Below are 26,458 nucleotides of genomic sequence, written 5' to 3' on the forward strand. Positions count from 1 at the left end.
GTCCTGAAACCACTACACCCCTTTTCATCACCGAGCACGACGCAATCACCCACTACCCCGGCAAGCCACACCGAGCCGTCTTTACGATGTCGCCTGAAGTACTAGATGCCGCCTCGCCCCCATGAGCCCGGGTCAAAGCCGATCGTTGTCGGATAGCTCTTCGGGCGAGACCATTGCTGACAATACTTGCAGACGTTGATGGGCTTCTTGCTCGCGGGTCGAAGCGCAACGCTATAACGAATATCTTTTGGCCTCGCGCCTCTCTTGACCAGCGCGTTTCGACAAAGAGTCTCAGAACAATAGTTCTTTCCCTTCGCCGTACTCTTAGCGGCAGCCACCCAATTGCCGGTACGAATGTCGACCGCGCCAACCACAGTTGAATGATCTCTGATCTTCGATCTCGTCATCGTGAATTCCATAAGGCTGATAAGCCTGTCTCGGGCGGCCGTTGCCTGCTCAAAGGCCTCTCCCGTGGATACCCGCCCCAGATCCACCGGGCATCCCTCAATGATGGTGTCATTGTGGACGAGGACGTCGGTGTCGCCGACCAGGACGTGATAGGTGTGGATGTCGTCGACAGTGAGGTTGTGGACCGTCGCGACCGCGCCATAGGCGACGACCGCGATGACGCTGACTCGAGCACCGTCCGGGCTCAGGAGCAGGTCACCCTGCTTCAGGTGCTCCGCCCGCAGCCACTCACCCTGGTTGTCGACCCAGAACGGGTGCCCGTCGGTGGCGGTCACCGTGCCGTCGGCCACGCCGTCGCTGTTGGAGTCGATGCTGATGTCGACCAGCGTCTTCTGCCCGTCGCCGGTAATCAGCGCGGTGACCGGTCGGGCGCCTTCCTTGCCCGACTCCGGGTCGGCGGCCCACACGACGTCGTCGAGCTGAACCTCCTCGATGGCCTTGTAGCTACCATCGGCCATCAGGACCGGCGTACCGGGCAGGAAGCTGTTACAACCGCTCGGGCGTTTCCCCTTCACAGCCTTCTTGACCGCGCCGGCGCCACGGGCAGCCGTCTTCGCCTGCCGGACTCCCGGGACCATCGACGCGATACCCATGGCGCAGCCCGCAGTGTCGCCACCCTTGCAGGTCTTCGCCGTGTCGATTGCGCCGGCCACCGCCGACACCGCGGCGGCAGCGGCTGCCACCACCTGGGCTGGTGGTGGCAGTACCGCCGCCACCATGGCTATCCCGCCCGCGACCGCGGAGATGGTGCCCGCGTTGTCGACCACGGCCTTGACCGCCGACTTGGCGGTGTTTGCCACCGCGTTGGCGGCCCGGCTGGCCGCATTCTTGATCTTTCCGAAGAAGAGGCCGTCCGGGTCGGCGAAGGTGACCGGGTTGTTGTTGGCGTAGGCGAACGGGTGCATCCGCTGCGGGTCGTACTCGTCAGTCTCCGGGTCGACGGAGATGAACGCGCCCAGCGCCGCGTCGTAGAAGCGGGCACCCAGCAGTGACAGGCCGGTCGGATCGCTGATGCCGCCGACGAAGCCGCGCTGGCCGGAGGGCCAGGTGCCGCCGGTGCCGCCCGAGCGGGCGTTTCCGAACGGGTCGGAGTATCGGACCGTGTCCACCCGGGTGACCGAGTTGACCGCCCAGTGCGCCGAGTCGTGCTGGTCGGCGGCGAGCCAGGTCAGGTCCTTGGGACCCGTCGCGGTGGACGCGGCCCGAGAGGCGATCGTGTCGCCAGCGTGCTGGTAGTACCGGGTCGCCGTGGTGTCCTGACCCTGAACGACCAGCTCCTGCCCGGCGATGAAGACGGTGGCCTGACCGTTCGGGTCGATCCGGGCGATCCGGTTGCCATCGGCGTCGTAGACCATCCGGGTCGCGCCACCCGGTCCGGTGATTTTCTGGAGTTTGCCCTGGGGGTTCCACTCCAGGTTCTCGGTGACCCCGTCGACCTTGCGGTAGGTGAGGTTGCCCGTGGCATCCCAGTCGTAGTGGTCCACCCGGCTGCCGGTGGTCACGGTCCGAACCGCGTGTGGCTGGGCCGCGTTGGCTGCGGCGTACCCGTAGTCGGAGGCGACACCGGTACGACGGTCGGTGACCGACTTGCGGGAACCGTCCGCGTGGTAGGCGTACGCCTTCCAGTACGGCGACTTACCGCTGATGGCGCCCGCGGTCGGATCCGCGGCACAGGTCGTGGTCGCCTGCGTCCACGCCTGGGTGAGACGCCGCAACTGGTCGTACTGGAAGCACTGGACGTCACTGTCGCCAGGTCGAGGTTTGTCCTCGTTGTCGAGCGGCGTGTTCGCCATCGACAGGACGTTGCCCTCGTGGTCGTACTCGTAGGAGAGGGCGGCGACGTTGTTGACCGTCGCGTCCCGGTCGAAATAGAACTCCTTGAGCCGGCGGGTCGGGTCGTCGTAGACGTAGGTCTGGTACGCCTGCGGCTTGTTGTTGACGCCGAGCGTGCGCTTCAGGACCTCGCCGTAGGGCGAGTAGGTTGCGGCGTCGACGTAGACGGTGTTGGTTCCCGACGGGTACGACGTGCCCACCAGTCGCGTGACATTGCCCAGGTCGTCGTAGGTGTGGCCGATCGTCTCCCGCTCCAAGGCACCGATCTTGGGAACGTTCATCCGGTCCGGCGACCCGTCGGCCTTGAAGGTGTACGTCGAGACGTACGTCCCGGCCGCCGTCCCCAGGCCCGGCATCGCCGGGATGCGCGCCTCCTCGTCGGCGACCTGGTAGGCGTCGCTGTACGCGAAGATCTCCCGGACGAACTGGTGTCCGTCGACGGTCGACACCTGCTTGGACAGGTGCCCCTTGGCCACCGTGTCGTACGCCCACTCGGCGGCGGGCTGACCGTTGACCAGGCGCTTCTTCTGCCGTCCGAGGACGTCGTACTCGGTGGAGACCACGTCGTCGAGGTCGTTCTTGGAGGACGTGACGTCGTCGTTGTTGTCGTAGGTGAGGGTCGTCTCGCCCTTGTCCGGGTCGACCGTGCGCACCTCCCGGCCGCGCAGGTCGTACCCGTACTCCCAGACCTTGCCGGCCGGGCCGGTCACGGTCGCCAGGTCACCGCGCGGGGTGTACGTGTACTTCGTGGCGTCGTACCCGCCGCTCGGGGTGATCCCATGGAACTGCCGGAGCTCCGTGGTCCGCTCGTGGACGTCGCTGATGGTCGCGGTGGCCGTGCCGCCCCGCGGCGGGGTGACCGCCACCTGCCAGCCGTCCGGGTTGCCGCCGTAGCTGGTGACCGTCGCCCACAACTGGCTGTGGCCCGACCAGGTGCCCTCGTTGACGACCCGTCCGACGGCGTCATGACTCAGGACGGTGCGGACACGGTCCTCGCCCGGGTTCAGTTGCAGCAGCTCGTCGGCTGGTGCGCCGGTGACGTACGCCGGACCTGCCTGATACGCCTCCAGGCCCCGGTCGTTGTAACCGGTCGACTCGACCAGACGCTGCCCACTGAGGGAGTCCTCCTGCGTCTGGACAGGCCGGTACAGCGAGTCGAAGAGCCCGATCTCGGATATGTAGGTCTCGTTGGGTCCGAGTCGCTTGGTGGTGACGGCGAGCGGCCCGTCGGCACGTACCCGGTAGCCGAACTCCAGGTTCGGTGTCTTGGTCGCCTTGGCCCGGCCCGGCAGCCACACCTTGGTGAGCCGCCCCAACGGGTCGTGTGCCAGGTCGGTGCGCTTGTCGTTGGCGTCCACCACCGACGTCGGCTCGGCCCAGGCCGGCTGTTGGGTGGTGGTCGTCTTGTGTTGGAGTGGGTTGAGGGTGACCGTCTGGGTGACCGGCCCCGGGCCCGCGGGTGTGTACGTGGTGGTGGTGACCCCGCCCCGGGCGTCCGTCACGCTTCCGATCCGCCCGAGCGCGTCGTAGCTGCTCCGGGAGGTGGTGGCGTAGACGGGTCCACCGTTCCAGGTGTCGAGGGTGTCCTCGCGGGTCACCAGGCCCTTGCTGGGAGCGGAGCCGTGGGTGTCCGATCCGTCGTGGTAGGTCTTCACATCGGAGATGACGTCCGCCGGGCGGTTCACCGTCGCCCCACACGACTTGGCGACCGTCTCCACCCGGGACACCGCCGCGCGGATCCACGCGGTGCCGTTCTTCGCGTACGTGGTGGTGCCGCAGGTCTCGTCGCCGGTACGGGCGGTGTCCCCCAGCTCGGACACCGTCTCCGGTTGACCGTCCGAGTCGTAGGTGGTGCGGGTCTCGGTCCGCGCCCACACGTTCGGCGCCAGCAACTTGCGGGTCTTCACGACGGACGGGCCGGTGAAGTACGCCCGGTCGGTGCCCCCGGTGTGGGTCCGCGCGGCGGTCTGGTGGGTCCAGTACTGCGTGGTGGACGCCTCGACGACGTCTGACCCGTCGAGGGTCGCCTCCTCAAGTGGGGAACCGGCCAGCGCCGGATGGTCCGAGAACGTGGTGGTCTCCGAGTCGGACACCTGCACGTTGCGCCTGCCACCGCCTGGCAACGGCTGGTCGTCCAGGCCCCGGTAGAACCGCTTGCGAGTCGTCAGCGGTACGCCCCGACCCGGCTCGCCGACCTTGGTGACCACCTGGGAGTAACCACGCCACTGCCCGTACGTGCGGTGCTTCTTCTTGGTGAACTCACCGTCGTCGTAGCCCCACAGGACGCTCGTGCCACCCCCGTCGGTGCTGTACTCGTACCGGGTCGTGATCGCCGGCTGATCAGCCGTGCGGTCGATCTCGGAGATCTCGGTGACGACGTACTTGTGGAACCAGTCGCGCTTCGGGTCGGTGTAGCCGTCCGGAGTCCAGTACACGGGGTAACACAGCCGCGAGTTGGTCTCCGGTGAGCCCGGCAGGTCGTTCAGGTCACAGTCAGCATCGGAGTAGGTGACGTGGATGTCGGCGCCCGACTCGGTGCGGATGTTCTGAATCCGCCACCGAGAGAACAGCGGCGCACCCGCCAGGACATTGGCCCGGTTCACCAGCTCCACGCCGGTGAACTGCACCGGCGGGTCCGTGACGAGGCCACCGACGTGCCCGGCGTGCACGATTTCCTTGAGCCACAGCGACGCCGAGCCGGCCACCTTCGGCGCCTTGAACTCGTGGCTCAGACTCCACGACTCGACGTCGGGGAACGCGCTGCCGTCACGTACCTGGGTGGTGATCTTCGTGAGTCGCTTGGTGCTGAAGAAGACCGGTGCCAGCTTGTCGGTGCAGGGCACCGCGTCGCATTCCTTGTCCCATGGCACGTCCGGCCAGTTCGCCTTGACCGGCTTGCCGTCCTTGTGACACTCGGTCGCCAGGCACCGGTCGGCGACGCTGAACACCACTCGCCCGGTGGCAGCGACGCTCGAATAGTTGGCGTGCAGCCCGTAGTCGATTCGCGTCAGGTAACCGCCCCGGGTGAACGACTGCCGGTTGTCCTTGTCGTCAGCCGCGCCGTAGTGACCCGTCTCGCCCTGGTAGTAGTAGCGGACCGTGTTGCCGTGCACGTCCACGGTCTTGTCGAGCATCCAGCGCCAGGCCTGCTTGCAGGACGAGTCCTTGAAGGCGGTGGCGTGGCAGTCCTCGCCGGAGTGGTTGCCGAAGACCGGGACCGTCCACCGTGAGTCGGTCGCGGCGGCCTCGCCCGCGAAGAAGTAGCGGGTGCCGTCGGGCGTGGTGACCGTCCACCGTTCGGTCGTGGCGCTCCCCGACGTCGCCGGACTGCCGTCCAACTGGATCCGCCAGTTGCTGTCGCTCTGGGCCCGCCAGACACCCGAGGCGTCATCCTTGATCAGGGACGCGTTGGTGCCGTTGAGCGAGACCGTGACGTTCGGCGAGTCACCCTTCCAGCACTGGTCGTAGGTCTTCTTGTCCTTGTTGTTCGGATCCTTGCCGGCGACAGCGTCGCGGTCGTCCGTGCAGGTGGCGTAGGTACGCTCGATGAAGCCCGGCGCGTAATCCCACCCGTCGCCGACCCACGACGCCTGATTGTTGGCGCCGGCCATCCGCCCGTCGACCACCTGTGACGAGTAGTCCAACGACATCTCCGGCAGCGGACCCTCTGCCGGCGGCAGGCGCAGCGGGTTCGAGTAGGAGAACCCTCCGGAGCTGTCTCCCGCGGTCCAGGATCCCGACGCCTTCAGGTCGGTGGCCTTGTAGTCGCCCTCCTCCGAGGACTCCTCGGCGGTGATGGCGAAGACCGCCGGCGCCGCACCGGAGAGGTCGACCCTGGTCGACAACGTGCTGGTGGCCGGGTCATTGGTCGCGTCAACCCGACCGGTCTCCTGGCACTCCGACCGCTGCGGGGTCGTCGCCGCGCAGGCCGGCAGCCGTTTGAGGGTCAGCCGCTCACCCCAGCCCGCGCCGTAGAGCTGCCGGATCTCTGCGTAGTCGAAGACCGCGTCGACCGTCCCGGCGTCGCCGTTCACCACGACCACCGGGCCGCTGACCCCGAGTCGGCGGGAGTGCTGCTCGTCCAGGAGTTCCACGCGCGCCTGGGTGGGGACACGCTTACCGGTGACGGCCGAGGCCGTCACCGGTAAGCCACCGGCGAGGCCCCGCACCGCCGACGCCGACTGCCGATCGCCATCGAGTTGCCGCTCGCGCCGCGTCTCGGCGACCGCCAGCGTGGCCGCACCCGCCTTCGGCCAGGTCGCGTGCTTCGGCCCCGCCCACCTGCCGCCGTCGTCCGGAAGCGGGGTCCGGTCCACCGGCACCCGGCGGACGGTCTCCGCCTTGGTCGCCTTGACGGGGCGGTCCCCGGAAGGCACCTGGGATGCCTGCGCGGCTTGAGGAACCGTGAGAGTCGACGCCACCAGCACCGCGATGCTGCTCAGGGCGATCAACCGTCGGGGACGGGAAAGGAGTGCGGGTGAATTCGGCATGGCCTCTTCCTGACGGGCGAGGGGTGCAAGGGGGGTCGGCAGGTACGGCGAGGCCCGCGGCGTCCAGCCGCACCCTCACCCCGAGATGGTCAGCCAGCTGCGAGATCAGCGATCCGGTCCGGATCGACTGTGGAGGTCCAGAGCCGGACATCGTCGACGACGCCGCCCAGCCGGGAGAACCGGGTACCGCTCACGTTTCCGTTACATCCGACGAGGGTGGGGCCGCTCGCCATCCAGGGCGAGGAAGGGCCGTCCTGTTCGTCCTGCAGCACGCCGTCGACGTACAGACGGACCTTGCCCTTCGCCAGGTCGTAGACGCCGGCCAGGTGCGTCCACTTGCCGAGCTCCGGGGCCTGCCGCGATTCGGCGATGTGCCAGGTAGGAGTCCCACCGGACGCGGAGGGCATCCCGAAGTGCCAGCGGTCGGGCCCCGGGTTGTATCCGAAGAAGAAGCCGGGAGCGGCGGTGGCGATCTGCGTGACGACCGAGTGATGACCGGTCGTCTGGTCCAGCACAACCCATGCCGAGACCGTGAACGAGGCGTCGGTGCGGACCGTCGGTCCGGACGTTTCCGCGCAGGAGCCCTCGGCCAGTTCGAGCCCGAGCGCTCCGTCCCGACCGAAACCGCGATCGCGGGTCCAGGCGTACGGGCCGGTGATGCTGAGGTCCCGGCCGTTGCCGGACCAGTCGGTCAGGTAGGTGGGCGTGTCGCTAGCCGGGCCGTCCAGGGGCCACATCCCCTCCAGCTTCACCGCCGGGTTACCACCGTGCACGGCGGCCACCTCGGCAGCGGTCAGGGCTCCACGCCATGCCCGCACATCCGAGACCGCGCCGTTGATCCGGTCGACCACCCTGCTGTCGTAGCGCCCGCAGCCGATCGTCAACGGCCCGTTGGCCTGCCAGCCCGCGGCGTTGCGCGTCACGGATTCGGCCAGCGTCCCGTTGACGTACAGACTCAGCCGTTTGCTGGTGGCGTCATACGTGCCTGCCAGATGCGTCCACTTACCGGAACTGCCGGCGGCACTGCCCTTGGCCGTCACCGAACCTGAGGACACACTGCTCGTGTCCTTCATGACCATCGACCAGACCCGCGCGCCGTCGTTGGCCTGTCTGGTGCCCAGCAGAAAGCCGCTGACCTGCTCGTTGTCCTGACCGAGCGCGGTCTGCGTACCTGCCGATACATCGGTCAGTTTGACCCACGTCGCGACGGTGAACGATTCGTCGGTTCGTACCACCGGTCCGGCCGTGCCGAGGCACTGGTTGCCGTTCATCTGCGCCGCCGACTCCACCCGGCCGAATGGGTCGTCCACCCAGGTCAGGTCCGCTGGGACAGTGGCGTCCCGGGCGAAGCCGGTCGAGTCGACACCGTCACCACGCAGCTGCCACCTACCGACCTGACCGGCGGGCAGCTCGGTGGCCGCCCGGGCGATCTGCGCCTCGGAGAGCAGGCCTTGCCAGACTCCGACGTGATCGACCGAACCGGTCATGTGGTGCCACGACGTGGACGCGCCGCCGGCACAACCGAGCAGGAGCCGCGACTTGGCGTTCCACGGCGTGAAGGGGATGGCGTTCTCCGCCGCGAGCGCGCCGCCGACGTAGAGGCGGACGACCTTCGCCACGGGGTCGACGGTGGCGGCGACGTGCTGCCACACGCCAACGGCGGCAGCCGCCCCATCGGCCGTCGCGTACGTGACGGTGGAGCTGTCGGCGTTGGTCAGCGAGACACGCCACCGATCGACGTCGGCGTTGTAGCTGAGGACGAAGGCGGAAGCGATGGAACCGGTCTGAGCGACGATGGCCTTGTTGCCATTCTTCGAGGCCAGGTTCACCCAACCGGCGACGGTGTACTCGGCGTCGGTGCGGACCGCCGGCGACGCCTGCGCGCAGCCCGCGCTGTTGAAGGTCAACGCGGCGTTCGCGCTCCCCTTCCGGTCTGGTCCGTAGCCGACCCCGCTGCCGAGTAGCAGGTCACGGCCCTCACCAGAGTCGTCGAGGCCGTCCCCGTCGAGCCGCCAGGCGCCCTGGCTCTGCGCCTCGGTGATGCGGCCGGTGAAGAAGTTGAAGGCGGCCCTCGCGGAGTAGTTGCCGGCGTTGTCCTGCGCCCACACGTACACGACGGTGCGGCCGGCCTCCGGGGTGAACGTGATGGACGTCGTGCCCGTCGAAGCCACGAACGTCTGCTTTGCGTCGACGCCGATGCCGTAGGCGAACTGCTTCATCCCGGACCGCGCGTCGGACGAGGTGAAGCTGAGCGTCACCGGTTGCCCGACGGTCGGGGTCCCCGAGGTGCGCGTGACGATCGGGGTGGTGGGGCCGGTACGGTCCACCCGGAAGTAACACAGGCCGGTCCAGCCGGTGGGGTCGGTTTCGTCCGTCCCGCGTACCCGCCAGTTGTAGTCACCCTCGGCAAGTGTGGGGGTGGCCCAGCCGCGCTCCGCGCCCGACGTGGTCCACGCGGAGAAGTGCTCCGCCGGGCTCGTCGGCCCGTTCAGGTCGAAGACGACCTTCACCGAGCCGTCGCCGTCGCTGGCCTTCCCGTACAGCGTCGGGGTGGCGACGTTGACCCACGGACCCGGTGAGGTCTTGCTGCAGTTGCCGCCCGGAGCCGTTCGAATCGCAACCGGAGATGTCGGCTTGTGCTGATAGCTCGCGACCATCTTCACGTTGCTCGGGTCGAACTTCGCCCAGCGGCCGCCGCTCTCGGTGCCCATCCGCAGACCGAACGTCATCGCCGACAGTCCGTCGTCGGCGTTGTCCTGGATCTTCTCCCTGATCGCCGCCGCGTTGAACGCCACCCAGTTGGCCGACTGGCCGCAACTGCTGCCGTTGGCCTTGACCGACTTCGTCTGCAGGGCGCCGCCGTGCATCCAACGGCCCGCCATCCCGTCCCAACTGTTGGTGTAGCTGGACAGGTTTCCCGTCTGCCAGAGGCCGACCGACTCGCCGGCGCAGTCACCCGAGTGCACGGCGTACGCGTCGACGCTCGGCGTACCGGTGATTCGCTTGCCGGCGAGAGCCGTGGTGTCGAACTGGAAGTGTGACCGCCAGATGTCGCCGTAGTCGTCCCAGTTGGACCCAACCCGCACGATCTCCCGGGGCCAGGCCGATCCGGAGGTCCACGCCGTGCCGGGGTTCGAGTCGTTCACCGGTGCCCATCGAGACGGCTTCTTGTCGTAGGCAGGGTCGATGAAGATCGGAAAGTGGTCACTGGCCAGCAGTTCCGGAGCTGCGGCCACCGTCATGGTCGTGTCGTCGACTCGTACCGAGACCGGAGTGACAGCAGCGGTCTCGGCCGGGCCGCGGACGCTGGAGCGCGCACCCGGCGAACGCGCATCGCTCGACGAACCGAGCCCCGCCCGCCGAGCCCCTGACGACACGGGCGACGGAGCCGAATCCCAGGCCAGCGCTGGCGGTGCCGCGGCGAGCACTCCGTCGGGACCGGAGATGACGACTCCCCCACGCCCGGCTGCCACGTCAGCGGAGCCGCCCACGACGTAGCGCGTCTCACGAACCGCCGGCTTCTTGGCCGCGGCTGCGGTCTTCACCACGAGCAGGTGGGAGAACCCCGACTTCTCGGCGCGGACGACCAGATCGACGTCGGGCAGGACGTTGGGGTACGTGATCGTGTCCCGGTCGATGACGCCCGCCGGAAGCGGGCTCGGCCAGCCGAGCGAGAAGGTGGTGCCGGCGCCGGTCATGGTGGCGAACGGGCCCACCCCACCGGTCGAGAACACCACGTCGGCCGTCGACGCGACGGGGCGCACGAGGCCGTCGGCGCCCACCGCCAGCATCGTGTCGATCTGCCGCCAGGACCCGTTTCGCTTGGTCCAACGCGGCTCGGCCCACGCCTCGAAGGTGAAGTCACCGGACGGCTGGGCGAAGACCTTGGTCGTCTCCGTTGCCGCCGCGAGCACCTCGACGGACGTGTCACACGACTCCGCCAAGGCTTGGGCGGCGCGCTCCGACTCGGCTGTCGGCGACACCCTGACCGCACAGGAATCCGGCTGCTCGGCGGCGGCGCGATCAGGCTGCCCGACCACATGAAGGACTGACGCCAACAGTGCGCCGACCACAGTGGACGCACGCCAAACAGAACGAGTCGACGGCACTGCCAAACCCCCGTGAGGCAAAGTGATCAACGAATGTTCGGCACACGCTACAGAGGGTTCGACCCCAACACCATGGGTAAGAATCATCAATATGGTCCATCAATTGGCTTCACCGTGTGGACGTCGGATGCATCGAAAGTCATCCAAGAACGGTGAAAATATGTGCGATGCGATGGATCGAAGGATGGCGAATCGACCGAAATTGAGCGGCGCCCCCACCCACAGGCCGATTCGCATTCCCGGCGCTGTGAGATTCTCGCCGGATGAGTGACGTGATCTTCCGAGTGGCGGTCCGGGCCGACCTGCCCGCCGTCATCGCCCTGCTCGCCGACGACGTGCTGGGTAAGGCCCGCGACTTCACCGAGGTGGACGAGGCGTACGAGCGAGCGTTCGCGGACATCACCGCCGACCCGCGCAACGCGCTGATCGTCGCCGAGCAGGGCGGTGATCTCGTCGGCTGCCTCCAGATCACCTACATCCCCGGCCTCGGCCGGCACGGCGCCGAGCGGTCGCTGATCGAGTCGGTCCGGGTCCGTTCCGACCGGCGTGGTCAGGGCCTGGGCCGACAGTTGATGACCTGGGCCGTCGACCAGGCTCGCGAGCGTGGCTGCGCGCTGGTGCAGCTCACCACCGACAAGACCCGCGAGGACGCGCACCGCTTCTACCTGGGCCTCGGCTTCGTCGCCAGCCACGAGGGCATGAAGCTCGCGCTCTGACCCGGCGTCGCGCCCGCCCGGCCATGGCCAGACGCGGTAGGGGAACTCCCTCGTCAGTACAAACGCTGTGGAGCTGATGTCGTAGACGAGTCACCCCTGGCGATTCGTTTACGACATCAGCTCCACAGCGAGCCGCGCAGGCCACTGCCCGGCAGGGTCAGCCGTCGACCAGGCGGCCGTCGCGCAGGACCAGCACCCGGTCGGCGAGGTCGATCAGGGCCGGGTCGTGCGTGGCCACCAGGGCCGTCATGCCGCGGGCGTGCACCACCGCACGCAGCAGGTCCATGATGGACCGGCCGGTCTCCGAGTCGAGCTGACCGGTGGGCTCGTCGGCGATGAGCAGGTCCGGCTCGTTGGCCAACGCGCGGGCCACCGCGACCCGCTGCTGCTGCCCGCCGGAGAGTTCGTACGGGCGCTGCGCGGCGTGCCCGCCCAGGCCGACCAGCTCCAGCAGCACCGCGACGCGCTCCTCCCGCTCCGCGGCCGGCACCTGGGCCAGCCGCAACGGCACTCCCACGTTCTCGGCGGCGGAGAGGATCGGCACCAGTCCGAAGGTCTGGAACACGAAACCGACGGTCCCCCGGCGCAGCCGCAGCAGCTCTGCCTCCCCGGCGGAGGTCACCTCGTGCCCGGCCACCACGACCTGGCCGCCGTCCGGTCGGTCCAGCCCGCCGATCAGGTTCAGCAACGTGGTTTTGCCGGCCCCGGACCGACCCCGGATGGCGACCAGCTCGCCCCGGTCGGCGCTGAACGACACGTCCCGCACGGCGTGCACGGCGTGCTCGCCCCGACCGAAGGTCCGGCTCACCCCACTGACTCGGACCACCTCGTCGGGGTGCACACCGGGCGCACCGCCGAACCCGGCCGCGCCGGTCACCACCATGTTCTGCCGGCTCATGCCCGTGCCCCCCGCTCGTCCGAGGCCCGGTCGCCGGGCCGTACCTGCACATGGTCCGGTTCCAGGTCGAGCCGGACCCGCTCCTTCAGCGAGAGCGCGTCGACGAACGCCGCCGGCAACTGCATCCGACCGTTGCGGTCCAGCACCGCGTACTCCTCGCTGACCAGCTCGGTGTTGCCGTCCGCGTCGATCCGCGCGGTCCGGCGTACCTCGGAGGCGGTCCGGCCGTCGCGGATCGCGACGGTCCGACGGACCTGCGTGGCCACGGCGTGGTCGTGGGTGACGACCACGATGGTCACGCCCAGTTCCGCGTTGATGGTGCGCAGCGCCGCGAAGACCTCCGCCCCGGTCGCCTCGTCCAGCTCACCGGTCGGCTCGTCGGCGAAGAGCACCTCCGGGTCGTTGGCCACCGCCACCGCCACCGCGACCCGCTGCTGCTCGCCACCGCTGAGCTGCCCGGGGCGCCGGTCGGCGCAGTAGCCCACACCGACCAGGTCGAGCAGTTCCCGGGCCCGCTTTCGGCGGGCCTTGCTGCTGCGCTTGCCGGCCAACTGCATCGGCAGCTCGACGTTCTCCAGCGCGTTGAGGTACGGCAGCAGGTTGCGGCCGGTCTGCTGCCAGACGAACCCGACCAGTTGCCGGCGGTAGCTCAGCCGTCGCTTCGCCGAGAGCGAGAGCAGGTCGTAGTCGGCCACCCGGGCGATGCCGGCGGTCGGGGTGTCCAGGCCGGAGAGGATGTTGAGCAGGGTCGACTTGCCCGAACCGGAGGCACCGACGATCGCCACCAGCTCGCCCCGGTCGATGACCAGGTCGAGCCCCTGTAGGGCGACCACCTCCACCCCCTCGGTCTTGAAGATGCGCACCAGGCCGTCGCAGACGATGTGCCCGCGAAGGCGGTCCTGCCCGCCGGCCCGCTCGGCGGCGCGTTGCGCTGCCCGCTGTTGCAGGGCGGCCAGGTCAGGCACCAGTGGAGTTTGGGCGGTAGCGGTCATCTCAGCTCTCCTCTCCGAGCCGAAGCACCTCTCCGAGGCGCAACCGGCGGTTGTTCAGGGCCTCGACGGCGACCGCGAAGCCGAGGGCGACCGCCCCGAGCGCGAGCACCGCGGCGACCAGGCTGGGCTCGAAAGCCACCTGGACCGGCACACCACTGGTGAACGCGGACAGGCCGAGCACCGGGTTGAGCAGCAGGGGCAGTACCGCACCGACCAGCGCGCCGGTCAGCACCGACACCGCTACCAGCGGGGTCAACTCGACAAGCAGCAGCCCTCGCCACTGCCGGCGGGACAGGCCGAGGGTACGAAGTCGGGACAGCACCTGACCTCGGGCGCGCGCTCCGGCCAGCACTGTGAACGCGATGGCCAACAGCCCGAGCACGGTGCCGCCGACGGCCCCGGCCACGAAGCCGAAGGCCAGCACCCCGTTCGCGCCGCCCTCGCCAAGGTCCCGGCGTACGTCAGCCCGGGTGTCGACGGTGACCCCGATCAGCCGTTCCCGACCGGTGACCGTGCCGTCCCGCTGGTAGCGCTCCTGCCCCTGGTCGCCGGCGACGCGTAGCGCCTCGGCGTCCAGCGAGTTCCCGGCGATCAGCAGGCTGGTCGGCACGGGTGTGGTGTTCCGCGTCGGCAGGGCCTGCCAGGGCAGGATCACGAACCGGCTGGCGTTCGCCGCCAGCATCGGGAAACCGTCGGCGGTGCCGGCCACCCGGAACCCGTACCTCTGGCCCTGCACCGAGATGAAGGCCGAGTCGGCCAGCCCGGCCTTGGCCAGGTCGGCGGCGACCGCCGGTGAGACGATCGCCGGCAGCGGTCCCGGGCCGGGCGCGGCGGTGCGCAGCGCGGCCGGAACCGACACGTCCACCTGCGATTCGCGGGCCACCTTGTCCAACCCCGAGCCGTCGACCAGCAGCACGTCCGTCTGCTCGATGAAGGCGTCGGTGCCGGCCTCGTCGGACGCGAACCGCTCGTCGTCCTCGTACAGCACCCGGGTGACGGCCCGGACCCCCGGCAGGCGGCCCAGCTCGTCGATGGTGTCGGGTGCGAAGCGCTCCCCGCGGATCACCGCGTCGGCGGGCACGATCTGCGCGGCGGCCCGTTCCCGGCTGGCGTCGACGCCGGCGGCGACGACCGCGCAGAACGCCGCGGTGCCGATGGCCAACACCACCACGACCAGCGGGGCGGCGACCGCCGAGCGTCCGGCGCGGGCCGTGCCGAGGAAGGCCACGCTGCCCCGGGTCCGCGCGGCAAGCCGGCTGACCAGCAACAACGGCCAGGGGTACGCGCGCAGCGCCAGCACCGCCGCCGCGACCGCCAGGAGCACCGGCACCGACACCAGGAGCGGGTCCACCTCTCCGAGGGTCAGGCCACGCCGACGCAGCAGCACCGCCGCGAGCCCGGCCAGGAGCAGCAGGGAGACCTCGGCGGTGAGTCGACGGGCCGACGGGCGCACCCGGATCAGGTCCCGACGAGCCGCTGCGCCGGCCGGTACGGCCAGCGTCGCCACCGGCAGCGCGAGTGTCACCAGCACGGTCGCCGCGACAAGGTACGGCGTGGTCGGGTCGGGGTCGCCGGGGAACAGCGTGCCCAGCCACCAGCCCAGCACGGCGGCGATCGGGACCACCAGCACCGATTCGGCGAGGCTACGCCGGGCGCCGGCGGTGGCCCCGCCGCCACGGGCACGCAGCAACGCGAACTCCGAGCGACGCCGTCTGGTGGCGAGACTGGCCGCGAGCACGATGAGCCCCGCCAGGGTGGCCAGGACGCCGGCCGCGATCACCGCGAGCAGTGTCCGGACGGCGTTGATCTGGGCGGCGAACGCGCGCAACGGGACGTCGACGCCCTGGGTCAGGCTGAGCCCCGGCGGCTTGTTGCGCTGCATCACCTGCAGGCCGTCGATCATCTGGTCCAGCTCACGTGCGTCGATCCGGTCGACCCCCAGTCGGTACCGCCAGGTGGACTGGATCGCCCAGCCCTCCGCGGCCCGCTTGTTGAAGGGCGACTGCGCGACGACGCCGACGATGACGAACGGCTGGCCATCACCCTGCGGTTCGATGATCCGCAGTAGTTGTGGGAGCCCGTCCCAGATGCCGTTCGCGCGGTCGACGGGGCGGAACAGCCCGGACACCGTCAACGGGACACCGTCGACGAGTCTGCCCTTTTCGTCGGTTCCGCCGATGCGCAGTTGGCTGCCGGCGCGCAGGTTGAGCTTGCCGGCCACGTCGACGTCGAGCGCCACCTCGATCGGCCGGTCAGGAACGTAGGTCTCGCTCGGCCAGGTCCCCTCGACGAGGGTGCTCGCTCCCTGAATGTCGGGCATGGCCCGCAGGCCCATGTCGACCAGCAGGTTGCGGGCCGCCAGGTCCGGCCCGACCACGCGGGCCTGGGCGGTCTCGACGCTGTACCACCGCTCGGTCACTGCCGAACGCACCGGCGGCGGCATCTCCGCGGCCAGGGCGTCGAACCGCTCGGCGGCGTCGCCCATCGCCGTCCGCCGCGACGTCGCGGGCTCAAGGCTGGTGGTGTACGAGATGTCCCGGCGCGCGGCCGGCTCGCTGGTGAGCTGTGCTCGCAGCCCCTGTTCGGCGAGCCGGTTGACCAGCCGGGGCACTCCGCTGATCAGCAGCGTGACCACCAGGGTCAGCACCGCCAGCAGCAGGAACTGCCCCCCGTACGCCCGGACCCGCCGGACGGCCGCCCCGACGCTCATCGTTCTCCCCCGATTCGCAGCTGAACCGCCGCCACCCGCTGACGGATGCCTGCGGCGATGAACGCGCTGAAGGCGAGCGCCGCCAGCAGCAGACCGACAGCGGTCAGGCCGATCGGCACCCAGGGCAGCACGAACGCCGCCGGGGGTGTCGGCCGACCGGCGGCCGGGGTGAGGATGACCAGTGGGGCCATCGTCGCGCCGACCGCAGTGCCGAGTAACAGCCCGACGCCCACGCCGATGCCGGCGAGGAACGTCTGTTCGGCGAGCAGCGCCCGGGCCATCAGCCGGGGCGTGGCGCCGAGGGTGTGCAGGACCGCGAACTCGCCGAGCCGACGCCGGGCGGTGGCCCACACGTCCACCACCAGGCCGACGAGGGCGAGGAGCACCGCGCCGAGCGCGGCGGCGAGCATGCCGGTACGCGAGCCGCGCCAGTACGGGTCGTCGGCGGCCGCCTCGATGACCGCCTCCCGGTTGAGCACTGTGACGCCCGGGAGCGCGCTGACCGCCTGGGCGGCGGCGTTCGCGTCGGCGGCGCCGACCCACCATTCCGGTACGGGTCGCACCGCGCCGCTGCTCCGGATCATCGCGTCGACCGCAGCCGGCAGGTCCAACAGCACGCCGGCGGCGGTGCTGGTCGTCGGCACGGCGCTCAGCTCGCCGACCAGGTGCACCGGCATCGTCACCCCGGGGAGCGTGAGGTCGACGGTGTCGCCGACGTTCAGGCTCAGGGCTTCACGTACCTGGGGGGTCATCAGCACCGGTGCGGGCTTGCTCTCCCCGCCCGCCACGACGGAGAACCGGGTGGGCGGCTGGTACGCGAACTGCCCGCCGGGAATCACCTCCACGGGGTGGACGGCGGCGAAGCCGGCAGCGGTGGTCCGGACCGGCGTGGACTCCACGCCGGGGGCCGTCAGCATCCAGTCGCCGGTCAGGTCGGCGGGTCGGGTCGTGCCGTCGGCGTCGACCACCGCCAACCCGTCCACCTGGAGCCGGTAGGCGTTGCCGGCCGCCAGTCCGCCGTCGGCTTCGAAGCCGGCCAGCCGCAGCCGCGCCCCGCCCATGTCGGGCAGTCGCGCGGTGAACGGGGTGGCCCGGCCGTCGCCGTCGGCGTTGGCCACCGGCAGCCGCAAAGCGAGCCCGTCGGGGGTGGTCAACAGCAGCGTCACCGCGACCTTCACCGACCGGGCGGCGTCGCTCACCGGGGTACGGATCGTGCCGGCGATCTCACGCGCGCCGGCGGGCAGTTCGACGCCGGCGCGCTCTCCCCGCGCGTCGACCATCTTCCGGTACTGCTCCGCCGCCGATCCGTCGCCGAGGCGGTCGGCGAGCCGGACGACGCCCGGGGCGCTGGCCGGGTCGACACCGATCACTGTCGCCGGCAGGTTCTCCCGCCCGACCCGGATCTCGTCGCGCCACGCCGGCAGTACCCGGTCCACGCTCGGCAGCGCGGCGAGTTCACCGGCCCGGGTCGGTGGGGCGCCCCCGGTCCGTTCGGTCACCCGGAGGTCGGCGCCGACCGTGTGGCCGGCCTGTTCGACCTGGGACCGCTCGCCGGTGCTGATCAGCGACCAGGCCAGAGTGCTGCCGCCGACGGCGAGGGCGAGCAGCAGCACCGGGCCGGCGTGCGGACGCCGGCCGGCCTGCCACATGCCGAACATGGTGGCGGTCCAGGGACGTCGGTCGACGAACCGCTCCGCGAACCGGGTGAGCGGCGGGAGCACCCGCAACGCCAGCACGGCACCGGCCAGCACGCCGAGCGTCGGGGCGGCGACCAGCAGCGGGTCGAGCCCGAGCTGTCCACCCGAGCCGGCCAGCGGGGAGGCGTACCGGCGTAGCTGCACCCAGGCGAGCACGGCGAGCGCCACGAGCACCAGGTCGACGCTGGCGCGTTGGACGCTCGCGGCCCGGTTCGGCCGGGATCGGGCCGCCATGTCAGCGACGTACGTCCCGGCGCCGCGCAGCGTCGGAAGGACCATGGCGACGAGGCAGCCGGCCGCGGTGGCCGCTGCCGCCGCCCAGACCAGTGTGGTGTTGCCGCCGGCGGTGTAGAGGTCACCCGACCCGCCGGGTCGGATGTACCGCAACGCCTCACCGGCGATCAGCGGACCGAGCACGGCGGCCGGGGCGACCACCAGGGTCGCCTCGCGGGCGGCCAGGCCGGCCAACTGCCGACGGGCGGCGCCGCGGGCGCGCAGCAGCGCGGTCTGTGGGCGGCGGTCCTCGTGCAGCAGCGCGGCGACCAGCACCAGCGCGTACCCGGCGAGCACCAGGATGAGCAGCAGCGGGGTGGCCAGCGACGAGCGACCCACCAGGTCGGCGCGGCCGATCCGGTCCAGCAGCTGCGCCATCTTGGTCACCGTCTGCCCGGAGCTGCCCAGTTGGGCGGCCTCGGGCACTGCGGTGACCGCCTCGGTGAGGGCTTTCCGAACGGCGGGCAGGTCGGCGGTGTCGACGGCACCGAGGTCCGGTTGGGCCAGCCAGGACGCCGACACCGAGCCCGGGAAGGTGGCCGCGAAGTCGGCCGGGTCGAGCGTGAACGGCCCGTACGAGGTGCCGGAACCGGCGCTGCCCGCCCCCACGCCGGGGGCCAGCAGCCAGTACGCGTCCGCCGGGTCGCGGGGCCGCCAGGTGCCGGCGAGCACCAACTCCCCGCGTCGTTCCGTGGCCCGGTCGCGCACCGGGACGCGTTCGCCGACGGTCAGGCCGAGGGCGCCGGCGACCCGCTCGGGCAGGCTCACCTGGACGGGGTTCGCTCCGGGGCTGGGCCAGGCTCCGCTGGTCAGCTCCGCGTGACTGGCGAGGTCGGCGAACGTGGCCAGGTTCGCGAAGACCGGTTCGTCGGCCGTACGCGGGATCTGCCCGAGATCGCCGGTCAGTTCCCGGCCGGTGCCGTAACGGGCGGCGGTGACACTGACCGGGACGCCGCCGAGCCCGGTGGCGAACTCGGCTCGGACCGCCTTGTCACGGGTGGCGAACTCGGCCGCGTCCCGCCCACCCGAGCCGCTGACCAGAAGGCCGCGCTCCTCGGCGGGTGAGGCGGCGACCAGTGCCCGCTGCCCGGCGTCCACCGCCCGACGGTTGTAGTCGGACAGCCCAGTGACCAACGCGACGGCGACGAGGGCAGCGATCACCGCCGCGACCAGCAACCCTCGCGCCTCGCGGGCCCGCCTCCACACCAGCTTCATCCGACGCCTCCCCTGGCCCTGGCGGGCCGACGACCATCAAGACAGGCCACCTACCGGGAAAGGTTCGCGCCCGTTACATGATCGTTACTACGGAGAGAGTTGGTCGGGGCGGGACGGTTAGTTGCGGCCTCGACGGTTGCGGATGCCGAAGACCACCGCGCAGAGCACCAGCACGACGCCGATGAGCTGCAGTCCCGGGGAGTCGTCGGCCCCGCCGAGCACCACGACGGTGATGCCGAGCGCTACCGAGAGGACGACGCCGACGACCAGGACGTACCTCATGGGGTTTCTTCCTCGACCCACTCCAGCAGATCACCCGGTTGGCAGTCGAGCACTCGGCACATTGCTTCGAGGGTGCTGAAGCGGACCGCCTTGGCGCGGCCGTTCTTCAGCACCGCCACGTTGGCGGGGGTGAGCCCGACGCGCTCGGCGAACTCTCCGACGCTCATCTTGCGCTTGGCCAACTCCACGTCGATGCGGACGACGATGGGCATCAGATCACCGCTTCCAGGTCGGTCCGCAGGGTGGTGGCCTGCCGCAACAGCGCCCGCATGACCACCATGAGGAGCCCCAGCACGGTGACGCCCACCGTCAGCAGGAACAGCAGCAGTGGCACCCCGGGGTCGTCCGCGTTGAACCCGACCCAGAGGAAGACCGCCACCAGCACCACCCAGGCGGCGGCGATGGCCCAGACGATCGCGTCCACCCACTTGAGGGACGCCTCGGTGAAGATGCGGTCGTTCTTGACCAGGCTGAGCAGCTGCCAGGTCGCGACGATGACCACCTGGACGCAGAGCACCCAGAAGACCGTCACGGCGGTCGCCGGCCACCTGAGGTGGGCGTCCTGCGGCGACTGCTCGGCCATGTACCTGAACTGCCCGGGCAGCGAGAGGGTCTGGAACACCACCAGGACCCCGAACAGCACCACGAGGAAGACTCGGAGAGCGGCAACCGCTCGATGCTCAGTAACCATGCACCGAGTTTCGCTCGTTACCTATCGAAAGTCAATCGGTTTCCTTGAGGCCCGCGCCGACTGACGGCAGCGTCGGCCCGGCGGCCGGCCTGGCCTTCTGGGGGTAGAAGGTCTCGTGCCGGGCCAGCATGGCGACGAACTCGCCGATCTTGCGTTCGCGGGTCTCGATGCGCTTGACGGCATTGAGCCGATGGATGAGAGCGAACCGGTTGGCCTTGGTGAGGACGTCGAGCATCGCCTGGGCGGCGGGCTCGGCGGCGATGGCAGCGAGCAGGTCGGCCGGCACCTCGGCCTCGGACGGCGGGGCGTAGGCGGCGGCCCACCGTCCGTCCGCCTTCGCTGCGTCCACCGCCGCGCGGCCCGACGGTTGCATCCGCCCCTGCTCCTCCAGCCGGGCCACGTTCGCCACGTTGCGTTGGGACCAGGAACTGCGCGCCCGGCGCGGGGTGAACCGGATCCAGGACGACTCCTCGTCGCGTTTCCTGGCCTGCCCGTCGATCCAGCCGAAGCACAGGCCCTCGTCGACCGTCTGCTGCCAGGTCAGCGTCGTGACCGTGCCACCCTTCCTGGTCAGCGCGAGCCAGACGCCGGGCGACGTGGCGTGGTGGGCCGACAACCACACGCGCAGGGCGTCGGCGTCCGCGACGATCAGCTCATCCAGCTCGGCGCTCGTCATGCCGGCAGGCTAAACCCCGGGTCCGACAGCCGGCGGCGCTGTCCGGCTCAGGCGCGCAGGTTCCGCCCCGGGTCGTTGATCTTCCGCCGGAAGGCGAGGTACGCGCTCAGGTTCACGAGGAGCATCACCAGCCCGATCATCGAGGCCAGGAGCCCCGCGTCGAGGCTCGGCAACGCCACGAAGGTCAGGGCGGCGAGCACGATGGCGAAGATGTTGAGGAAGGTGAAAGCCAGAACCAGCTCGTTGAGCAGGCGGGAACGGCGGTCCTGGAGCCGGCCGACCAGTTGCTGGTGCAACGTTCGGACGAAGTCGAGCCGCTCATCCAGCGTGGCGAGGACAAAACGAAACTTCCACTGCTGCTCCAGGGCGTTCCACACCGTGCCACCGGCCGCGTCGAGGTGCGCCTCCACCGACGAATATCCGAGCCGGAACAGGCGGATGCGGTGGTAACCGGTGAGGATGCGCTTGGCCTGCTCTTCGAGAACGCTCATCGAGACGTCGGCACGCCCCGGGTCGATCTGGGACAGCTCCGCCGACAGCACCGCGTCGTAGCGCAGGGCCGCCGCCCAGCAGACGTGATGAACACCGGTCAACCGCGACAACAGCAGGCCCGTACGGGACCCGAAGTCACTGACCACCGCCGTGGTGTGCGAACCGACCCGCAACACGCCGTCCCTCGCCCCGTCGGGCGTGCAGTCCACGCCGTCCGGGGTCAGCTCCTCGGCGATGGCCCGCCGCCGCGCCGGATCGCAGCCCGGGTCCACCCGGATGGCGAAAGTGGTGTTGGCCCAGAGGACGAACACCTCGTCCGCCCCGACCGGCGCCGGCAGGACGGCTCGCAGCAGCCGGGTCACCGCGGGCACCATCCGCTGCACCGGCGGGGCAACGTCGGCGACCACGTCGTCGGTGACACCGAGGATGCCGTCCGGCAGCTCGTAGGTGACGCACAACAGACCACAGTCGACGTTCCAGAGGCTGATCCGGGCCGAGACCACCTGCCACGCGCCAGCGCTCGTGGTGGGCAGCAGGGAGGCGTCGACCTCCTCGCCGGCCATCCGCAGGACCTCCGAGCCACCACTGATCTCCACGGTGGGCCGGGGCATGCTGCCCAGCAGCTCGTCGAGCAGCCGTTGACCGTAAGGCTGCAGGGCGAGGTCGTCGAGGCCGTCGGTGACGTGCCATCCCGCCGGCACGTCGCGCCGGGACCCGGTTTCGGCGGACATCTGACACGGGAAGTAGGCGATCACGCGTATCGACGTGACGTCCTTGAGCATCAGCGACCCTCCCCCGACGAGCCTCTGCAGAATATCGACAACGTCAACTGTCTCGGCCGGCACGGATCGGCCTACGTCCGTCGGTGGTAGTGATTGCGGCGCGGGAGTTGGTCGGGGTCGAGCCAGGCCGGCGGGATGAACTCCGGGTGGCCGTCGTCACCCAGCCGAACCACCCAGTCGGCCTGGTGGATGTGCCGGTGATGGTGGCCGCAGAGCAGCACCGCGTTGTCGAGGCTGGTCGGGCCACCGTCGGCCCAGTGCCGGATGTGGTGCGCGGCGCACCAGCGCGCCGGCCGGTCGCAGCCGGGGAAGGCGCAGCCGCCGTCGCGCAACACCAGTGCCCGCCGCAGCGGCCCCGCGATCAGGCGGCGTTGCCGGCCCACGTCGAGGACCTGGCCCGCGCCGCCGAGCACGGCGGGCAGCACGGCCGCGTCGCAGGCGAGCCGGCGCACGGTGTCGGGGGTGAGCTGAAGGCCGATGTCGAGCGTCCCGGCGCCCACCTGAGCAGCCAACGCGTCATAACTGGCGGTAATAACGACCTGGGCGGGGTCGCCGCCGCTGTCAGGTACCTCGCCGGTGCCCAGCGCGAGGCGGCACACGTCGGCGAAGGCGTCGTGGCGGCGCTGACCGGCTCCGCGAGCGTCGTCGGGGCCGGCGGGTGCGCTCAGCGGGTCGATGGCGGCGCGCAGCAGGCCGGCGGTCTCGGCGTCGAGGATGCCACTGAGTCGCAGGCACCCGCCGGTCTGCTCGGAAATCGTGACGTGCCGGTCGCGGGCCGCGCGGGCGGCCTCGGCGGCCAGGGCCGCCGCGGCGGCGGCCTCGGCGAGGTCGGGCGCCACATGGTCGAGAATCCGGGCACCCAACCGGCGCAGCACTGCCGGCTCGAACTGCCCGGCCCACTCCACCAGCACACCGACGGCCTTGTCGGTCACCTCGGCGCCGGCCGCCGCAGACACCGTGGCGGCCGTGTCGGCGATGACCCGGGCCTGCTCGACGGTGACCGCCGCGCTCGCCAGGGCGTCGCGCACGGCGGGCGGGGCCACGTCGAGCGTGGCGGCGAGACTGACCTGCCGGCGCGCGGCCGAGACATCGAGCCGCAGGCGATGGCGCAACCAGACCGTCGTCGAGGACGCGCCCTGCGCGACAGCGGTGCCCCGACCGTCCAACTCGCGGACCGCCGCCAGCTGCACCGCCGCCAGCCGCTGCTGCAACCGGTGCGTGGCATCGAGCACCGCGATCAGATCGTGCTCAGAGAGGGCCCAGGCCGGGGCGTCGGCGCAGGCCGCCACCGCACCCTCCGCCCGCGCCAACTCATCGATCACAGGCAAACTCTAGAACAGGTGTACGACAAAAACGGCCGCGCGAAGCGCCCTGGGCGACCCAATCAGGCCCGGGTCAACCCTCGGCCAACTCCGGCCGGTGCTCCCGGATCCAGGCCACCACGTCCGACCTCCGCCAGACCTTGCCCATGGCGAGCACGGCGACCGGCTCGGGGAAGTTCCGTTGGTTGGCGATCACGGACGCGCGCTGCCGGGACACATTTCCCAGCATCTCCCGAATCTCCGACACGCCAACAAGGTCCACACATTGACGATGACAGTGGCGCAGTCGCTATACGGCGACAACTACGCAGACTGTTGACAGAGACAATAGCTGACGCCACGATTGACGTATGACCACGCCGAATAGCCGTCACTGCCCTCACCCACTTGAAGCTCTGCATCCGGTGCACCAGCACCTACCACGCCGGCCGTCGTGGCTCTGTCGGGTGTGCGCCGCCGCCTGGCCGTGTGCGCTTGCCCGGATGTTGCTACGGGTGGAGTACGGCACCGACCAGGTGGCACTGTCGATCTACATGGCGAGCCAGCTCTTCGACGCGACGGCCGACCTGTTCACGCTTAACCCCGAGCCGGGACCCGACCCACGGGAGCTGTTCGACAGGTTCCTGGCGTGGACGGCCAAGTCGTAGCTGCGACAACAGCGGCTGGTCAGCTCTCGTCGGGGGTGCGCTTGGCGCGGCTGGGCTGGACCCGCTTGGGTTCGCCGGGCATCTTCGGGTGGTCCGGCGGGTACGGCAGGTCGCCCTGGCCGGCGGCGGCGTCGCGCTCGGCCCACTCCAGCAGCGGGGTGATGTCCCACGGTGCGTCGTCGATCCCGGCGTGCGGGTCACCTCGCTCGGCCAACCGGGCCGGCACGGTGCGCAGGTCGAAGTCGTCCGGGTCGACGTCGGGTAGCTCGTCCCAGGTGACCGGGGTGGAGACGGTGGCCCGCGCGTTGGCCCGCAGCGAGTACGCGCAGGCGATCGTGCGGTCGCGCGCCATCTGGTTGAAGTCGACGAAGACCCGGGTGCCGCGCTCCTCCTTCCACCAGGCGGTGGTGACCAGGTCGGGGTTGCGGCGTTCCACCTCCCGGGCCAGCGCGATGGTGGCCCGGCGCACCTCGGTGAACGTCCAGCGGGGTTGGATGCGCAGGTAGACGTGCACGCCCCGACCGCCGGAGGTTTTCGGCCAGCCGGTCGCGCCCAGCTCGTCGAGGAGCGCGCGGACCTCGCCGGCGGCCCGCGCGGCGTCGGCGAAGTCGGTGCCGGGCTGCGGGTCCAGGTCGATGCGCAGCTCGTCGGGGCGGTCGACGTCGGCGGCTCGAACGGGCCACGGGTGGAAAACGATGGTGCCCATCTGCGCCGCCCAGGCCACGTGCGCCAGGTCGGCCGGGCAGAGCTCCGCGGCGCTCCGACCGCTCGGGAAGGTGATCTGGGCGGTCGTCACCCAGGGCGGCACCCCCCGGGTGGGCACCCGCTTCTGAAAGAAGGCCTCGCCCTCGACGCCCTCGGGGAAACGTTGCAGGGTGGTCGGGCGGTCCCGCAGGGCGCGCATGATCCCGTCGCCGACCGCGAGGTAGTAGTGGAAGACGTCCGCCTTGGTGAACCCCCGCTGCGGGAAGATCACCCGATCCGGACTGCTCAACCGGACGGTGTGCCCGGCTACTTCGACCTCGGCGGCCGCAGCCTTGGTGCCACCCATCCCGCGACCTTATGCCACGCCCCCGACGTTCGACGTACCGTTGACGGGTGAGTCTTGACGACAACGAGCTGCCCCGTACCGACGAAGAGTGGCGGGTCCGACTGACCCCCGAGGAGTTCCACGTTCTCCGGGAGGCCGGCACCGAACGCCCGTGGACGGGCGAGTACGTGGACACGAAGACCCAGGGGGTCTACCACTGCCGCGCCTGCGGGCTGGAGCTGTTCTCCAGCGACACGAAGTTCGACTCGCACTGCGGCTGGCCGAGCTTCGACGACGCCATCCCGGGCCGGGTCAAGGAGATCGAGGACCGCAGCCTCGGCATGGCCCGTACGGAGATCCGCTGCGCCCGCTGCGACAGTCACCTCGGGCACGTCTTCCACGGCGAGGGCTTCACCCCGAAGGACACCCGGCACTGCGTCAACTCGGTCTCCATCAAGCTGGAACCCCGCTGAGCGAGGAGCCGCTCAGGGCGTACCCCTGAGCAGTTCGACCTCGGCGGTCCGGGACTGCTCGATCCGGCGGGCCAGGTCGCGGACCTGCTCGTTGCGGCCGACACCGACCTGGGATCTGGCCAGGTCGGCAGCCGATCGCTGGTGGTCGGCGAGCACCTCGCGCAGCACGCGGTCGACGTCCGCGTCCGGCGCGGTCCGCAGCCGGTCGAGCGCGGCGTCGTCGCCGTGCCCGTCGTGGTGGTGTGCGGCCGCGCTGGCGCCCGGCCCGGCCGTGGGCAACCAGCCGCGCATGGCGGCCAGCTCGTCGGCCTCGGTCGCCTCGACGGCGGCGGCCAGGGTGCGCAGCGCGTCGTCGCGTACCCGGTCCCGGGCCAGCCGGACGATCTGCAGGGTGCGTTCGCTGTGTCCGACCATGGTGCTCAGGAACACCACGTCGATCCCGCTCATCGAGTCCGCCCCGATCGGGGACCCAGCACCCGCGGACCCGGCCGCCGCCGAGCCGGCCGGGGACGTGGGTGTCGGCTGCGGCAGGGTCGACGGGCTCGACGTGGGCGGTCCGGCGCAGGCTCCGATGAGCAGCAGGGCCGCGACGAGGAAGACCAGCGGGGTACGGCGGGGCATGCCGGTTGCCTCCGTTCGCGCGAGAGTGGCGACACGGGTGC

Annotated in this window: 18 protein-coding genes; 3 read left to right on the forward strand and 15 right to left on the reverse strand. The window is 70.5% G+C overall.

Annotated features, from left to right (window positions below):
* Positions 1-101: 101 nt before the first annotated feature.
* Together AB0B68_RS20845 and AB0B68_RS20850 are read right to left on the reverse strand one after the other, a co-directional pair.
* Positions 102-6,791 (reverse strand): polymorphic toxin-type HINT domain-containing protein, encoded by a 6,690-nt coding sequence (locus AB0B68_RS20845; RefSeq protein ID WP_357261874.1) that lies wholly within the window; start codon positions 6,789-6,791, stop codon positions 102-104.
* An 89-nt stretch (positions 6,792-6,880) separates the two neighbouring features.
* Entirely contained in the window at positions 6,881-10,774 is a 3,894-nt protein-coding gene (locus AB0B68_RS20850) for a LamG domain-containing protein (protein WP_357261877.1), read from the reverse strand.
* Between the two features lie 389 nt (positions 10,775-11,163).
* On the opposite strand from AB0B68_RS20850, the gene AB0B68_RS20855 reads away from it, so the two are divergent.
* Positions 11,164-11,616, forward strand: a complete 453-nt coding sequence (locus tag AB0B68_RS20855) for a GNAT family N-acetyltransferase (protein ID WP_357261880.1) — start codon at positions 11,164-11,166, stop codon at positions 11,614-11,616.
* Between the two features lie 157 nt (positions 11,617-11,773).
* On the opposite strand, the gene AB0B68_RS20860 is transcribed toward AB0B68_RS20855, so the two are convergent.
* The 11 genes from AB0B68_RS20860 to AB0B68_RS20910 all read right to left on the reverse strand — a co-directional run bounded on the left by AB0B68_RS20860 (position 11,774) and on the right by AB0B68_RS20910 (position 23,875).
* Positions 11,774-12,499 (reverse strand): ABC transporter ATP-binding protein, encoded by a 726-nt coding sequence (locus AB0B68_RS20860; RefSeq protein ID WP_357203283.1) that lies wholly within the window; start codon positions 12,497-12,499, stop codon positions 11,774-11,776.
* A gap of 11 nt (positions 12,500-12,510) precedes the next feature.
* The gene (locus tag AB0B68_RS20865) at positions 12,511-13,506 is read right to left on the reverse strand and encodes an ABC transporter ATP-binding protein (protein ID WP_357261883.1); all 996 of its coding nucleotides are present in this window, start codon (positions 13,504-13,506) and stop codon (positions 12,511-12,513) included.
* Between the two features lies 1 nt (position 13,507).
* On the reverse strand, positions 13,508-16,216 hold the full coding sequence (locus tag AB0B68_RS20870) for an FtsX-like permease family protein (protein WP_357261886.1): 2,709 nt from the start codon (positions 16,214-16,216) through the stop codon (positions 13,508-13,510).
* Positions 16,213-19,401 (reverse strand): ABC transporter permease, encoded by a 3,189-nt coding sequence (locus AB0B68_RS20875; RefSeq protein WP_357203238.1) that lies wholly within the window; start codon positions 19,399-19,401, stop codon positions 16,213-16,215. Before AB0B68_RS20875 ends, AB0B68_RS20870 begins: the two co-directional genes overlap by 4 nt.
* Before the next feature lie 117 nt (positions 19,402-19,518).
* On the reverse strand, positions 19,519-19,683 hold the full coding sequence (locus AB0B68_RS20880; protein ID WP_357203241.1) for a hypothetical protein: 165 nt from the start codon (positions 19,681-19,683) through the stop codon (positions 19,519-19,521).
* Positions 19,680-19,895, reverse strand: a complete 216-nt coding sequence (locus AB0B68_RS20885; RefSeq protein ID WP_030336216.1) for a helix-turn-helix transcriptional regulator — start codon at positions 19,893-19,895, stop codon at positions 19,680-19,682. Before AB0B68_RS20885 ends, AB0B68_RS20880 begins: the two co-directional genes overlap by 4 nt.
* On the reverse strand, positions 19,895-20,374 hold the full coding sequence (locus AB0B68_RS20890; protein ID WP_357203244.1) for a DUF2975 domain-containing protein: 480 nt from the start codon (positions 20,372-20,374) through the stop codon (positions 19,895-19,897). Before AB0B68_RS20890 ends, AB0B68_RS20885 begins: the two co-directional genes overlap by 1 nt.
* 31 nt (positions 20,375-20,405) lie before the next feature.
* Positions 20,406-21,050, reverse strand: a complete 645-nt coding sequence (locus AB0B68_RS20895; RefSeq protein ID WP_357203247.1) for a YdeI/OmpD-associated family protein — start codon at positions 21,048-21,050, stop codon at positions 20,406-20,408.
* Between the two features lie 47 nt (positions 21,051-21,097).
* Entirely contained in the window at positions 21,098-22,324 is a 1,227-nt protein-coding gene (locus AB0B68_RS20900; RefSeq protein ID WP_357203251.1) for a hypothetical protein, read from the reverse strand.
* A 71-nt stretch (positions 22,325-22,395) separates the two neighbouring features.
* On the reverse strand, positions 22,396-23,646 hold the full coding sequence (locus tag AB0B68_RS20905) for a DUF222 domain-containing protein (protein WP_357261889.1): 1,251 nt from the start codon (positions 23,644-23,646) through the stop codon (positions 22,396-22,398).
* A gap of 73 nt (positions 23,647-23,719) precedes the next feature.
* A complete protein-coding gene (locus AB0B68_RS20910; protein ID WP_357203258.1) occupies positions 23,720-23,875 on the reverse strand; it encodes a hypothetical protein in 156 nt (51 codons plus the stop codon).
* A gap of 166 nt (positions 23,876-24,041) precedes the next feature.
* Here AB0B68_RS20910 and AB0B68_RS20915 point away from each other — a divergent pair, with 166 nt between their 5' ends.
* Positions 24,042-24,293, forward strand: coding sequence for a hypothetical protein (locus AB0B68_RS20915; protein WP_357261943.1), 252 nt, complete (start codon positions 24,042-24,044; stop codon positions 24,291-24,293).
* A 19-nt stretch (positions 24,294-24,312) separates the two neighbouring features.
* Here AB0B68_RS20915 and ligD read toward each other — a convergent pair whose 3' ends face one another.
* Positions 24,313-25,344, reverse strand: coding sequence for a non-homologous end-joining DNA ligase (gene ligD / locus AB0B68_RS20920; protein ID WP_357203261.1), 1,032 nt, complete (start codon positions 25,342-25,344; stop codon positions 24,313-24,315).
* A gap of 47 nt (positions 25,345-25,391) precedes the next feature.
* On the opposite strand from ligD, the gene msrB reads away from it, so the two are divergent.
* Positions 25,392-25,796: a peptide-methionine (R)-S-oxide reductase MsrB gene (msrB, locus tag AB0B68_RS20925; protein ID WP_030336225.1), complete on the forward strand. Its 405-nt coding sequence runs from the start codon at positions 25,392-25,394 to the stop codon at positions 25,794-25,796.
* A gap of 12 nt (positions 25,797-25,808) precedes the next feature.
* On the opposite strand, the gene AB0B68_RS20930 is transcribed toward msrB, so the two are convergent.
* Positions 25,809-26,417, reverse strand: coding sequence for a DUF305 domain-containing protein (locus tag AB0B68_RS20930; protein WP_357261892.1), 609 nt, complete (start codon positions 26,415-26,417; stop codon positions 25,809-25,811).
* Positions 26,418-26,458 lie beyond the last annotated feature (41 nt).

The sequence above is a fragment of the Micromonospora sp. NPDC049049 genome, assembly GCF_040649115.1.
Classification (GTDB): Bacteria; Actinomycetota; Actinomycetes; order Mycobacteriales; family Micromonosporaceae; genus Micromonospora.